This is a genomic window from Streptomyces sp. NPDC001068, from assembly GCF_042897315.1.
GTDB lineage: Bacteria > Actinomycetota > Actinomycetes > Streptomycetales > Streptomycetaceae > Streptomyces.
The window spans coordinates 100,288-113,749 of the sequence record NZ_JBIAYD010000005.1; the positions used below are offsets into that span (position 1 = coordinate 100,288).

Below are 13,462 nucleotides of genomic sequence, written 5' to 3' on the forward strand. Positions count from 1 at the left end.
GCCGCCGAGCCGCCGAGCCGCCGAGGGGCACGGCCCGAGCCGCCGGGCGGCACCGGCCCGGGCCGCCGGGCCGGCCGGCGCGTCCGCACGGTGCCGGTCCCGCGGTCCGCGCCCGCTCCGCCGCTCAGCGGGTTCCGAGGTGCCGGGCGATCCGGACGGCGGCGAACCTGGTGCCCGCCACGAACCGCATCATCGGGCCGAACATCGGTGCCGCCAGCGAGCCGGTGAAGTACAACCCCGGCACCGACGACTCGAACGTGGCCCGCAGCGCGGGAGCCCTCGAACCCGGGACGCACGCCACGGCGCGGCGCACCGTGGGGGACAGGAAGGGCAGTGCCGCCAGATCCAGCCGGTAACCGGTGGCGGCCAGCACGTGATCGACGGTGAGGGACTCGCGCGCGCTCCCGGGACCGGCGACGTCCAGGCGCACCACCGGCCCGGTGAGCGCCGCACCGGTGACCCGGCGCGAGGTGCGCACCGGCACGACGCCCTCCACCCGCTCCCGCAGCCACCAGCCGCCCGAGGGGCCGAGTGCCCGCCGGAACAGCAGCAGCCGGGCGGCCGCCGGAAACCACCGCACACCGCCCGGCGCCGCGCAGACCCCGGCCAGTATCCAGCCCGTGCCCAGCGGCGAGGCGGGCCTGGCCAGCCGCTGTGTCCACGGCCTGGCCAGGTCCGGGACCATGCCCCACAGCACCTTCCGCTCGCGCACCAGCACCTGCGCCTCCGCGCCGGCCTCGTGCAGCAGCGCGGCACTCTCCAGGGCGGACTGGCCACCGCCGACGACCGCGACGCGGTGGCCCGCGTACCGGGACAGGTCGGTGTGGTGGCTGGTGTGCGACACCGGCGCGCCGGGGCCCGGCCCTTCGGGGGCGAGGTGCCGCAACTCCTCGGGGACATGGGCGAGTCCGTTGAGTCCGGTCGCCACCACGACGGCGGAGGCCGCCGTCTCCTGTCCGTCGTCGGCCCGGACCACGAAGCCGGATCCGGACGCGGGCCGCTCGACCGCGGTCACCCGGGCCGGCTCCACCTCGCCGACGTACCGCTTGCGGAACCACTGCCCGTACCGTACGAAGACGTCGCACGGGATCGGGGTGAGTTCGGTCAGCTCCGGTTCGCCGTGCTCGCGCCGGAAGTCCGCCAGCCGGCCACCGGGCTCCGGCGCCGACAGGTCGGTCGCCGCCGGTGTCGACTTCAGGAACATCCCGGTGGCCATGGCATGCCGCCAACTGCCCATCACGTCACCGAAGACGCGGACCGGCGTCCCCGCCGCCCGTAAGTGGGCGGCCACCGACAGTCCGTACGGTCCGGCACCGACCACGACGACCGGTGGCCGTGCGCGGCCGGTGAACGCCTGCTCCTGGGCAGGGCGTTGCCCGGGAAGCGACTGCGTCATGGATCCCTCCGCTGGTCATTTCGCCGCCCTCCCCAGGGCGCCGCGACACTGCGGGATGGCACGCCCGGCGTGACCCGGTCGTGCTCGTCCCCCCTCCGCGGGTGAGTCTGTCCCACACGCCCGATTCGGGAAACGACATCTACCCACGTTGGCGAAAAATTGGTCGAATCATACGACAAGTGGACTCGGTGGGGTCGTCGGCGTGCGGAGCGGGGCCGCGGGCGATCACGGACCCGTCAGGACCGGTCGGCCGCGTTCCCGGTACGCCGGGTGTCCCGAGACGGGGACCGGCGGACCGCGTCACCGGCGGCCCGACTGCTCACCTGGTGTCCGCGGCTTCGGACATGTCGTACTCGTCGATGTCGACCTCGGCGCCGGTGGCGCGGAGGAAGTCCAGGACTTCGCGGTCCAGGTGCCAGCCGAGGAGATCGGGGGCGTCCGTGCCCGGACACGTCCGGCCGGTGTCGTTGAAGTAGCGCACGATCTGAAGCACTGCTCCGCCGCCGGTGCGGGCCGGCTGCCCGGTGAGATCACCGATGCGGTCCGTGTGGGGCCGGAGTCTGTCGAGAACGCGGGTGATCTGCTCGTCGACGCGCAGACCCGACTCCCGGCAGACAACCATCCACGAGTGGTCGACCGGAACCACCGCCGGCTCGGTGAACCGGCTGCCGCGCACCGTCACCTCGTCAGGGGCGATGCCCAGCCGGGAGGTCATGTCGTCTGCCGAGGTGTGCCGGCTGAACAGCGCGAAGTAGGCGTACTGGCGAAGTGGCATCCCCTGGAGGATAGCCGCGCGGGAGATCGGCCGACCGTGACCGTGCGTGCCCTGCGGTCAGGCGGCGGCTTCGGCCCCCGGCCGTGCGGGTCGAACGGAAGGGCCAGGAGGACGGTCCCCGGTGCCGGGCGGTGACCGTTCCATCGTCAAGTAACCGACCGGATGACGTCGTTCTGGCTGTTCTCCGGGTCGGGATCCCGTGGAGGTCACGCCCCGGTGCGAACCGTCCGGTCGGTGTCGGGGTGGCCCGTGGAATGCCGGGAATCCGGCTCGGAGCTGCCGATCCGGCGTTTTCCGGAGGCGGTGCGGCAAGGGGTGGGTGACGGGAGTACCGGGCTGACGGACGGTCTGTTGACAGACCGGTTGCGCTGTTTTCTACTGGCTGGGTGTCAGGTGTGAGGACCAGGGAGACGTGTGTGGACATCGGGCTGCTGGGTGCTCTGAACGTGCGGACGAACGGGGTCTCCGTCGCCCCGACCGCGCCGAAGCCCCGCCAGGTGCTGGCCCTGCTGGCCCTGCGCGCCGACCAGGTGGTGCCCGTCGCGGCCCTGGTCGAGGAGGTCTGGGCCGGTGCCCCGCCGCGCAGCGCCCGCACCACCCTGCAGACCTACGTGCTGCAGATCAGGGAGCACATCACGGCGGCCCTCCGCCGTGACGCGGACCCCGACGGCACGGACGCGGTGTCCGCGAAGGACGTCCTCACCACCCTGCCGGGCGGCTACCTGCTGGCGTCCGGGGGCGGCGGCAGCGACATCCGTGAGTTCGAGCGGCTCCGCGAACTGGGCTGCCGGGCCATGGACGGCGAGGACTTCGCGGGCGCCTCCCGAGTCCTTCGGCAGTCGCTGGACCTGTGGACCGGCCCGCCCTTCGCCGACGTCCGCACCGGAGTCCACCTGGCCATGGAGGCCAGACGGCTGGAGGAGGGCCGGCTGTGCGCCCTGGACCAGCGCATCGAGGCGGATCTGCGGCTCGGCCGGCACCGCGAACTGCTCGCCGAACTCACCGTTCTGACCAGCCGTCACCGCACCCACGAGAACCTGCACGCCCAGTTCATGCTCGCCCTGTACCGCTCGGGCCGGCGCGGTGAGGCGCTCCATGTCTACCAGCAGTTGCGCGCCCTCCTCGTCAGGGACCTCGGCCTGGAACCCTCGGCGCGCCTGCGCCGCCTCCAGCAGTCCATCCTCACCGCCGGTGCCGACAGCGCCGATGGCTCCGCGCACGACGATCCGGCCTTGCCGGCCCAGGGCGGCGGCCTGACCCGCGTCCCCTGAGCGGATCCGCGAGGCGGCGGATCCGCGGCAGGACCGGTCCGGTACGGGGCCCGGACGCGCTGAGCGCCCGGGCCCCGTCCGAGGTGGTGGCGGCGGGAGTCCGCCGACTGGTCAGGTCAGGACGGCAGCGGCGCGCACAGCACGGCGGCCGGTCCCTGCGCACTGCCCACCCGGGTGGTGAAGGCGACGCCCGCGATGTACTCGGTGGCCGCGCACTGCCCCTTGTAGGAGCCGGACGCGAAGTCGTCGCCCGCCCCGTCGGCGGGGCGGTTGTCGGACCGGTCGAACCACACCGTCCGGCCGGACGTGCCGAGCGAGGCACGCGCGGGCGCGCACAGGGCCGCCGACACCCGCTCCCCGCGCCGGCTGTAGCCGATGACGAACTGGCCCGCCGGGCACTGGAACTTGGTGTACCCGGACGCCCAGTCGCCGCCCGCCGGGACGTACCGCTCGTCCGTGACGACCGTCTGGGCGTTGCCCGCCGCCCGCAGGTCACCGGTGCCCGCGTCGGTGCACAGACCGCGTCCCCCGGAGTGCGCGAGGCCGATCAGCCGCAGACCGTCCGGGCAGACGGCCTTGTAGGCGCCCGAGTCCCAGTCGCCGCCCGCCCGCACCCGCAGCGACTCGACCTGGTCGCCGTGGTCGGTGGAGAGCATCCGCCAGGTCGTCCCCTGCTCGACGTACCCGGTGCGGCCGGGCGTGTTCATGAGGTGGTCCCACGCGGTGGCCCGCCAGTCCCCGCCGTCCAGGATGCCGGAACGGTGCCCGGCGCTGTCGTAGCGCAGCAGTGCCCAGTCGTCGTGACCCTCCCAGCCGACCAGCGGCCAGTAGGCGAAGTCGGCGTCGTGGTCGGCGAAGTAGTCGGTGATGTTGGCGAACCAGGTGCGGGCCGCCGTGCCCGTCTCGCCGGAGCCGATGCCGAACTCGCTGACCCACACGGGCGCGGTGTAGTGCCTGCCCTCGGTGGTGACGAAGAACGCCTCGTCGGCGAGGGCCTGGTACAGGTCGTCGCGGCTCAGGTCCTGGTAACGGGGGTCGCTGGTCTCGCCGATGCCGGTGGCGCCGCTGTGGTGGGGGCCGGTGTAGCCGTAGAAGTGGGCCGAGTAGACGAGTTTGTGGGCGTCGACGAGGGTGTTCGAGAGGGTGCGGACGGGGGTGAGGGTGGGCCGGCCGTGCGCGAACCCGTCGACGGGCAGGCCGGTCCAGTTGATGCCCTCGATGACGATGAGGAGGTTCGGGTTCGCCTCGGTGAGGATGCGGTCGGCGGCGAGCTGGGCGGCCGCGTACCAGTCGTGGTCGTCGCCCAGGCCCCAGTTGGGGTCGTCGAGCACGTTGCGGCGTACCTCGTTGTAGAGGTCGGCGCCCACGACGCGGGGGTTGCCGGCGTAGCGGCGGGCCATGGAGACCCAGTCGTCGGCCCACCGCTGGGTCGACTGACCGGTGTTCCAGCGTTCGTTGCCGTCGATGCCGCAGCACCAACGGGACGTGTTGGTGTGGTTGTTGAGGATGACCGCGAAACCCGCGCCGGTGAGCGCGGTCACCACGGCGTCGTAGACCTCCAGGGGGGTCTTGCCGCGCAGCTGCGGGTTGGCCGTCACCGCCGCGTCCGGTACGGGGGTGGTCGTGTGGATCATCTCGTTGGAGAACGGCAGCCGGATGCTGTTGATGCCCAGTGCCTGGAAGTCCGAGAGGAGTTGGGACAGGGGGGCGCGGTCCAGGCCCAGCGGGATGCCGTAGGAGTCCTGGCCTGCGTGGTGGTCGGCGGGGTCGTCGATGCTGCCGCTGCCGTTCCAGGAGCCCTGGGCGCCGTCCCAGTTGGCGGCCTTGAGGCGGAAGCGGTCGCCGGTGGCGTCGACGATGTAGCGGCCCCGGGTGGACAGCGGGGGCTGCCAGGTGCCGGTGGCGGAGGCGGCCGGGGCCGGGTCGGCGGACCGGGCCGCGGCGGCCGCCGGGGTGGTGCCGGACAGGGCGAGTATCAGGAGCAGAGGTGTCAGGTACGTGACAAATGTGGCGAACTTGTTGATCGACATCAGCCGTCCTCGGAGTGGATGCCGCGTGGGGGCGCGGCACTTTATCAGGACGGGCATCAACGCAGAAGCGGCTCCTCGGCCGCACAGGCCTCGGCCGTCCAGCCCTCCAGATCGCGTTCGGGACGCAGCAGCCGGCGGATGGCGGCGGCCGACGCCCGGTGCCAGTCGTGGCCGCGGCGGAGCATCGCGTGATCCCCGCCCCTGAGCAGCACCATTCCGGCCTGCGCACCGGCCTCGCGAGCCTGCCGCACGAACGCCGCCGACCCGGCGGGCGCGGTGACCCTGTCACGGTCGCCGTGCAGGACGACGATCCGCGTCCCGGCGAGATCGTCCACGGGGTCGCCGGGCGGACACCAGGGAGCCAGCGCGAGCACGCCGCGCACCGACGGATCGGTCGCCGCCCGCAGCGCGGCCCGGCCGCCCCTTGAGTGGCCGACCAGCACCACGGACACGTCCCCGGCCCGGCCGCGCAGCTCGTCGAGGGCGCGCAGGGTGTCCTGGAGCGGGTCGGCGTCGTCGTTCCAGCCGCGGTACCGGTAGCGCACCCGGCCGACCAGGACGTCACGGGGCGAGGAGACCGACGCGGCGGCGCTCACGAAGGGGCGCATCCGCAGCGCCGCGGGCTGCCACGGGTGCGCCGGGCGACGCCCGTTCTCCTGCCCGCCGTGCAGGACCAGCACCGCCGCGCGCGTCCGGTCCCGGGGCGCGCGACGCACCACCAGAGCGCTTCCGCCCGCCTCGACGACCCGTCCTTGCGCCACCGCGTCCCCCTCCGCCTTCCCCGGCTCCGCCGCCGCCGGGCCGGTGCGTGCTGCCGACATCAAACACCGCCGGGGGAAGTCGCGGCCACCGGGAAGGACTGAGCGGCCCGTGCCGTCCGCGTGAACATCAGTGCCGTGGACGCGAGTGCCGCGAACGCCGGTGCGGTCGACGCCGATGCGGTGAACATCCGTACGGCGGAGTTCGGTTAGGCTCCACGGGCGCACCGGGGACGTACAACGGGGGTGGGGGCATGACCGAGGTTCCGAGCGGGTCGGAGAGAGAAGGCAGACCCGTGGTCCAGGCGATCGCGGCGGTGGCCGTGATCCTGGGCGTGATCGGCGTCCTGTGGGCGCAGAGGGAGATCTTCCCCCCGCAGGACGCGAGCGGCGCACCGGCGGCCTGCTCGAAGTCGACCGACCGGCTGCCGGCCCGCTACGTCTCGGGAGCACGGCTGTGCGAGGCGCTGAACCGCCCGGACCTGCCGGCCCTGCTGGGCACACCGGGGGAACAGGCCGAGACCGCGAGCGGCAGCGGGGACTGGATCACGATGGCCGGGGGCACGAAGATCCCCGCACCCGACGCCACCGTGACCCTGAGGACGTACTCCGTGAAGCTGTCGGCGTCCTACGACCGTCTGACCGTCGGGCAGGTGCGCGGCCTGACGGACGGGGCGCGCAGGACGACCGTGCTGGGACACCCCGCCGTCGTCTACTCCAGCCCGACCGTCTCCATCGGCTTCGACCTGGGCGGCGGCAAGGCGAGCACCGGGCCCGGCGGCACGGCGCGCTGCCTCCTGGTCTCGCGGCACGCGAAGGACGACGGCAAGGGCACGTTCGAGATCGCGATCTGGCGGCAGGACGACGTGCTGCCCGACGACACGGCTCTCGAACGGGTCGCCGAGCAGGTGGCGCCGACGGTCCCGGGCTGGGACGGGAACTGACCCGGCCGGTCCGGCCGGCACCGGGACGGCCCGTCCGTCACCGGCAGGCCCGGCCGTCGCCGGGACCGCTGGGCAGCGTCCTCAGGACCCGGCGGGCAGGGACGGCAGCGCGGGCGCGGCACCCAGCAGACCGGTGACCGCCGCCAGGACGGGCGCGAGCAGCCCGGTGACGGCGCTCAGCACCCCGCCCAGGTCGAGCGAGGTCAGCGAGGCGAGCAGCTTGCTCACGGCGGCCTGGACGGCGTTCACCAGGTCCGAGACGGGGTCGGCCGCCCGGGTCGAGCCGCCGGTGCCGGCGGCCCGCGCCTCCTCGAGCCGCTTGTGGAGGGCCGCGCTCCACTCCTGTACCTCCTTGGCGTACGCGGCGGCCCGGGCCGGGTCGAGCGTGCTGCCGTCGGCGGCGGTCAGGCCGGGCAGCGTGTCCAGCAGCGGGGCCAGGGCGCTGTCGTAGCGGGTCGTGTCCATCGCCTCGGCGCGGGCCAGCAGTCCGGCGACGTCGGTACCGGGCTGTACGGTCTGGGCGACGCCGCTCGTGGCGGCTTCCGGGCCGGCGTCGGCGGCCGCGGCGGTGGCGGCGGCCGGGCCGAAGACCAGGGCGGCACAGACCAGGGGCGACACGAGGAGGCCTCGGGAGGCTAGGGCGCGCATGGGGTTCCTTTCGGGGCTGCTGTCCTTTCGCCCACCGTGGGAAGCCGGGCGGGGCCCCGCAACCGCTGGCCCCGGCGCCGCCCTGACCGCCGCCGCACCGAGTCTTCCCTGACCAGGTGCTTTGCCCCGCGTCAAGACTCCTTCCGGGTGGTGGCGGAAGGTTCGCCCGTCAGGGTGCCCGCGACCGGCACCGGGAGCGGCGCGAACACCCGCCCGGACATGCGAAGAGCCCCACCCCCGGCAACGGCGGGGGTGGGGCTCTTCGGACGGAGCGCCAGGCAGGCCTTGCACCTGCATCTCCCCACAGGAAGCGGGGCGTCTTTCCTTGGACCACCAACGCATCGCGCATCACCCGGATTTGGAGCGCCGCGCGCAAGATCGACCATAACCCGGCCACCCGGCGGACACCAAATCGCGGGCCGGCGCGCTACGCCTCCGGGACGCGGCCCAGGTCGTGCAGCCAGGCCTTCGCCGAGCCGTCCGACGGGGCGCGCCAGTCGCCTCGGGGCGACAGCGAGCCACCCGCCGAGACCTTCGGGCCGTTCGGCATCGCCGAGCGCTTGAACTGGGCGAAGGCGAAGAACCGGCGGCAGAAGTAGTCGAGCCAGTGCCGGATCGCCGCCAGGTCGTACGCCTTGCGATCGGCCTCGGGGAAACCGGGCGGCCAGGCGCCCGCGTCCCGGTCGTGCCAGGCGTGCCAGGCCAGGAAGGCGATCTTCGACGGCCGGAACCCGTGCCTGAGCACCTGGTAGAGGGTGAAGTCGTGCAGCGCGTACGGGCCGATCTTGGACTCGGTGGACTGCAGCTCCTCGCCCGGCACCAGCTCGGGGCTGATCTCCGTGTCGAGGATCGCGGTGAGCGTCTCGCCGGTCTCCGGGTCGAACTGCCCACTGCTGACGACCCAGCGGATCAGATGCTGGATCAGCGTCTTCGGCACACCGGAGTTGACGTTGTAGTGGCTCATCTGGTCGCCGACACCGTAGGTGCACCAGCCCAGCGCCAGCTCCGAGAGGTCACCGGTGCCCAGCACGATGCCGCCGCGCTGGTTGGCGAGCCGGAACAGGTAGTCGGTGCGCAGCCCGGCCTGCACGTTCTCGAAGGTGATGTCGTACACCGGCTCGTCGGCCGCGAACGGGTGGTCCATCTCCTTGAGCATGAGCCGCGCGGTCGGGGTGATGTCCAGCTCGGCCGCGGTCACGCCGAGCGAGGCCATCAGCCGGTGGGCGTTGCCCTTGGTGTGCTCACCGGTGGCGAAGCCCGGGAGGGTGAAGGCGAGGATGTCGGTGCGCGGGCGGCCCATCCGGTCCATCGCACGGGCCGCGACGATCAGCGCGTGCGTGGAGTCGAGACCGCCGGACACCCCGATGACCACCTTCGGGCCACCGATCGCCGTCAGCCGCTGGTGGAGCGCCGCGACCTGGATGTTGTACGCCTCGTAGCAGTCCAGGGCGAGCCGCTCGGGGTCGGCGGGCACGAACGGGAAGCGTTCGACCCGGCGGCGCAGGCCCAGGTCGGCGGCCGGCGCGTCGAGCCGGAAGGACACGGTCCTGAAGTCGCCGGTGCGGGCCGCGTGGGTGCGCCGGTTGTCGTCGAACGAGCCCATCCTGGCCCGCTCCTGGCGCAGCAGGTCGAGGTCCACGTCGGCCACCGCGTACTGGTCGTCCAGCGGGAAGCGGTCCGTCTCGGCGAGCAGCGCGCCGTTCTCGTAGATCATCGTCTGGCCGTCCCAGGACAGGTCCGTGGACGACTCGCCGAGGCCGGCCGCCGCGTAGACGTACGCGGCCAGGCAGCGCTGGGACGCCGAGCGGCACAGCAGCTCGCGGTCCTCGGCACGGCCGACCGTGATCGGGCTGCCCGAGAGGTTCAGCAGCACCGTCGCGCCGGCCAGCGCGGCCTCCGCGCTCGGCGGCACCGGCACCCACATGTCCTCGCAGACCTCGGCGTGCAGCACCAGACCGGGGAGGTCCTCCGCGGCGAACAGCAGGTCCACTCCGAACGGTACGGACTCGCCGCCGATCCGGATGGTGCCGCCCCGCTCGTCGTCGCCCGAGGCGATCTGCCGGCGCTCGTAGAACTCCCGGTAGTTCGGCGGGTACGACTTCGGCGCCACCCCGAGGACGCGGCCGCGGTGCACGAACACCGCGCAGTTGTAGATCCGGTTGCGATGACGCAGCGGCGCGCCGACGACGAGGACCGGCAGCAGCCCGGCCGAGCCGGCCGCCACCGTGGCGAGGGCCTCCTCGACCTGGTCGAGCACCACGTCCTGGAGGAGCAGGTCCTCGATCGAGTAACCGGTCAGACCCAGCTCGGGGAAGACGGCCACGGCGACACCGTCCTCGGCGCAGCGGCGGGCCTGCCGCAGGACCGCCTCGGCGTTGGCACGGGGGTCGGCGATGACGGTGTGACCGGTGCACGCGGCGACACGCGCGAAGCCGTGCTCATAGATCGACCAGAAGTTCAACGGGGCTTCCTCGGGAGAGACGGACACGGTGGTGATGCCGGACGAGGAGTGTCGCCGCGGACGGGCACCCGCTCCCTCTCCTGCTACGGTCCGGCGAACCTCCTGCTCCCAGAAGCATAGATCGGTACCGACCGCTGCTGACCAGGGGATTCCGGGCGCGCCGCGAGAGCGCGGGATCCCCGTGGCGGGACCGGACGGAGCCGGACCGGACGGAACCCGGCCGAGCCGGACGGCAGGGCGGGGCGGGCGTCGCCGCTCGACGGCCGCGAGAGCGGGGAACCATACCCGTGTGCGAGCGGATCCGAGCGGTGGTCATCTCCGGAATCTCCAAGGGAGCGGTCAAGTGACGTCACCTCATCCCACCAGCCGTACGGTGCACGCGCTGGACCGTCACGGCTTCGTACGGGACTGGCTGATCAGCCCCGCCTGGCGCAGCGGCTGCGACGACCTCGCGCACGTACTGTCCGCCACCGGCAGCCCATGGGGCGACGACGGACGCTGGGTGCTCACCAACGGGCCCGACGCCGCGCCCCTCAAACGCCGCCTGTACAGGCTGCACCCGCTGCTCACCGACCAGCCGCTGCCCGGCCTCGCCGAGGGCGCGGCCTTCGACTGGACCCGCTCGGCGGGCGACGCCCCCTCCTCGGCGCGGTGGCGGCGGGAACACACGGGGGAGGACGGCCTGCTCGACTGGAGCGAGTTCTGCTTCACCCCCGAGTACCGGCACGCCCTCGCCGGCGCCGTCCTGGAGGTGGACCAGGGGGAGTACCGCGACCTCGAGGTCGGCTGCACCGGCCCCTTCGTGCTCTTCGTCGACGGCCGGCCGGTGCTCACCGGCACCGAGTTCGCGTACATGGAACCGCGCCCCCGGCACGTCCGCGTCCGGCTTCGCTCCGGGGTGACGACCGTCCACCTCGCCACCTGGCAGGTCGCCTTCCGCGAGGTCCGCCATGTGGCGAGACTGCGTGTCGGGGGACTCCCGGTCCGCGTGGTCCTGCCGTCGCCCGGAGCCGACGAGTACCGCGCACGCGCCGCCGAACAGCTCCTGGAGTCACTGGCGGTGGGCCCGTGGGCCTGCGCCGACGGCCGTACCGGGATCTCCGGGCCGGCCGGCGGCCGGCTGCTGGTCTCGGTGGACGGCCGTCCCGCCGAACCGGTCGTGCTGCCGGACCGGGGAACCGCCCCGGTCGCCCTCGCCGGGCGCGCCCCGGAGACCGAGAACACCGCGTCGATGCTGGCCACCGGGGAGAACGTCCTGCGCATCACCGCCGACGACCCACGGTCCCCGGTGTTCCGGACGGCCCGGGTCGCCACCCTGCCCCCACGGCGCCGCGCGGAACCGGTCGGCGACCGGACCGCATGGCGTGCCGAACTGCTCGACCACGCCGGCCGGGCCGTCCCCGGCGCCGCCCGGGCCCTGGCCCGGCACGCCCTGGCACCGGACGCGCCACTTGACCCCGCCGACCTGGACGGGCCGCTGACCATGCTCGCCGACCGGGCCGACTGCGCGGACTTCGAGGCCGTCGGCCTCGTCCACCTGTGGCACCGCATCCCCCGGCCGCACTGGCCCCCGGGACGGCGGGAGGCGGTGCGCGAGGCGCTGACCGGGTTCAAGTACTGGATCGACCAGCCCGGCCTGGACGCGATGTGCTACTTCACCGAGAACCACCAGTTCGTCTGGCACACCGCCGAACTCCTGGCCGGTGAACTCCTCCCCGACGAGGAGTTCACCAACACCGGCTGGCCCGGACACCGGCACGCCGCACACGCCGGGCCTCTCGCCGAGGAGTGGATGCGACGCAAACTCACCGGGGGCTTCAGCGAGTTCGACTCCAACGCCTACCTGGCCATCGACACCCTCGCGCTGGTCTCGCTGGTCGAGTTCGCGTCCTCGGACCCACTGCGCCGGCTCGCCGAGGCGCTGCTCGACAAGGTGCTGCTCACCCTGGCCTGCAACTCCTGGCGCGGGGTGCACGGCGCCGCCCACGGCCGCTCCTACACCCCCACCCTGCGCTCCTCCCGTTTCGAGGAGACCGCGCCCGTGATGTGGCTGCTCTGGGGCGTCGGCTCCCTGAACGGCGCCGTGCTCCCCGCCACCGCCCTGGCGACCGCCGAGCACTACCGGGTCCCGCCCGTGATCCCCGCGATCGCGGCCGACCTCCCGGACGAATGGGACGGCCGCCAGGTCTACCGGGGTCACTACCGGCTCCACCACGACCTGCTGAGCCGCCCCTACGACTCCGACCTGCGCGTCTGGCGCACCCCCGACGCCATGCTGTCCAGCGTCCAGGACTACCGGGCCGGCCTGCCGGGACTCCAGGAACACGTCTGGGGCGCCACCCTCGGCTCCGAGGTCCAGGTCTTCGCCACCCACCCGGCCGCCGCCACCATCGGCTCCTCGGCCCGCCCGAACGCCTGGGCCGGTCAGCGCGTCCTGCCGCGCGCCCGCCAGCACCGCGACACCGTCGTCGTACTGCACCGCCTGCCCGAGGCCGCCGAAGCCACCGAGGCCACTCATCTGTGGTTCCCGGCGGATCTGTGCGACGAGTGGCGGGAGCAGGGCTGCTGGCTCGCCGGACGCGTCGGTGACGGGTACGCCGCGGTGGCCACGGCGGGCGGGTTCCGGCCGGACACCACCGGCGACGAGGCCCGGCAGGCCTGGACCCCGTTCGGAGACGGCCGTGCCTTCGTGGCGACCGTGGGCCGGCGGGCGACGGACGGCTCCTTCGCCGACTTCACGCGATCCCTGGCCGCTCCCGGCTTCGGCCGCGACCGGCACGGCGACCCCGAGGTGTCCTGGACGGCCCGGGACGGCCGCCGGCTGCACCTCTCCTGGAGCGGCGCGTTCACCGTCGACGGCGCGCTGCCCGATCCGGACCCCGCCCCGCCGCACCTCGACAGTCCGGCCTGCCGGCAGGAGTTCGGCGCCAGGGAACTCCGGGCCGCCCTGCGGGACGCCGAACTGGTGCTGGACCTCGACACGGGCCGCCGCGTGACACCGGCCAGCGGCATCCCACCGACCGGGCAGGACGGGGACTCCCGCGGCCGGGCGGCACCGGTGGGGCGGGACGACGACGAAGACCCGGCGCCGCCGTCGGCGGGCGGAGCGACCGATCGGCGATCCGGTCACTGACGATCCGGTCAGTAATGGAGAAGCGCCGGAGTTCCGCCCCGGCTAG

General features: G+C 73.7%; 9 protein-coding genes. 3 read left to right on the forward strand and 6 right to left on the reverse strand.

Annotated elements, in window-relative coordinates:
• Positions 1-124 precede the first annotated feature (124 nt).
• The gene (locus ACFY3I_RS15585; protein WP_390860979.1) at positions 125-1,396 is read right to left on the reverse strand and encodes an FAD-dependent oxidoreductase; all 1,272 of its coding nucleotides are present in this window, start codon (positions 1,394-1,396) and stop codon (positions 125-127) included.
• Between the two features lie 319 nt (positions 1,397-1,715).
• Positions 1,716-2,171 carry a DUF4279 domain-containing protein gene (locus ACFY3I_RS15590; protein WP_390860980.1) on the reverse strand — a complete coding sequence of 152 codons (456 nt, stop codon included), beginning with the start codon at positions 2,169-2,171 and terminating at the stop codon, positions 1,716-1,718.
• Positions 2,172-2,587: 416 nt separating this feature from the next.
• On the opposite strand from ACFY3I_RS15590, the gene ACFY3I_RS15595 reads away from it, so the two are divergent.
• Complete coding sequence (locus ACFY3I_RS15595; protein ID WP_390860981.1) at positions 2,588-3,442, forward strand: BTAD domain-containing putative transcriptional regulator; 855 nt, start codon at positions 2,588-2,590, stop codon at positions 3,440-3,442.
• Between the two features lie 116 nt (positions 3,443-3,558).
• Here the strand turns inward: ACFY3I_RS15595 and ACFY3I_RS15600 are convergent, their stop codons facing one another.
• Both ACFY3I_RS15600 and ACFY3I_RS15605 read right to left on the reverse strand, forming a co-directional pair.
• A complete protein-coding gene (locus ACFY3I_RS15600) occupies positions 3,559-5,472 on the reverse strand; it encodes a glycoside hydrolase family 5 protein (RefSeq protein ID WP_390860982.1) in 1,914 nt (637 codons plus the stop codon).
• Positions 5,473-5,528: 56 nt separating this feature from the next.
• Entirely contained in the window at positions 5,529-6,293 is a 765-nt protein-coding gene (locus tag ACFY3I_RS15605) for an alpha/beta family hydrolase (RefSeq protein WP_390860983.1), read from the reverse strand.
• A gap of 191 nt (positions 6,294-6,484) precedes the next feature.
• On the opposite strand from ACFY3I_RS15605, the gene ACFY3I_RS15610 reads away from it, so the two are divergent.
• Positions 6,485-7,174: a DUF6215 domain-containing protein gene (locus ACFY3I_RS15610; protein WP_390860984.1), complete on the forward strand. Its 690-nt coding sequence runs from the start codon at positions 6,485-6,487 to the stop codon at positions 7,172-7,174.
• A gap of 81 nt (positions 7,175-7,255) precedes the next feature.
• On the opposite strand, the gene ACFY3I_RS15615 is transcribed toward ACFY3I_RS15610, so the two are convergent.
• Together ACFY3I_RS15615 and ACFY3I_RS15620 are read right to left on the reverse strand one after the other, a co-directional pair.
• Entirely contained in the window at positions 7,256-7,822 is a 567-nt protein-coding gene (locus tag ACFY3I_RS15615) for a hypothetical protein (protein WP_390860985.1), read from the reverse strand.
• Positions 7,823-8,249: 427 nt separating this feature from the next.
• Positions 8,250-10,283, reverse strand: coding sequence for an NAD(+) synthase (locus ACFY3I_RS15620; protein ID WP_390861357.1), 2,034 nt, complete (start codon positions 10,281-10,283; stop codon positions 8,250-8,252).
• Positions 10,284-10,626: 343 nt separating this feature from the next.
• Between ACFY3I_RS15620 and ACFY3I_RS15625 the strand changes: the two genes are divergently transcribed.
• Entirely contained in the window at positions 10,627-13,416 is a 2,790-nt protein-coding gene (locus ACFY3I_RS15625; RefSeq protein WP_390860987.1) for a hypothetical protein, read from the forward strand.
• Positions 13,417-13,462: the final 46 nt, after the last annotated feature.

Excerpts from the sequence above, each read along its gene's own strand:
- ACFY3I_RS15585 (WP_390860979.1), bottom strand. The coding sequence starts at position 1,396 with ATGACGCAGTCGCTTCCCGGGCAACGCCCTGCCCAGGAGCAGGCGTTC.
- ACFY3I_RS15590 (WP_390860980.1), bottom strand. The coding sequence starts at position 2,171 with ATGCCACTTCGCCAGTACGCCTACTTCGCGCTGTTCAGCCGGCACACC.
- ACFY3I_RS15600 (WP_390860982.1), bottom strand. The coding sequence starts at position 5,472 with ATGTCGATCAACAAGTTCGCCACATTTGTCACGTACCTGACACCTCTG.
- ACFY3I_RS15605 (WP_390860983.1), bottom strand. The coding sequence starts at position 6,293 with ATGTCGGCAGCACGCACCGGCCCGGCGGCGGCGGAGCCGGGGAAGGCG.
- ACFY3I_RS15610 (WP_390860984.1), top strand. The coding sequence starts at position 6,485 with ATGACCGAGGTTCCGAGCGGGTCGGAGAGAGAAGGCAGACCCGTGGTC.
- ACFY3I_RS15615 (WP_390860985.1), bottom strand. The coding sequence starts at position 7,822 with ATGCGCGCCCTAGCCTCCCGAGGCCTCCTCGTGTCGCCCCTGGTCTGT.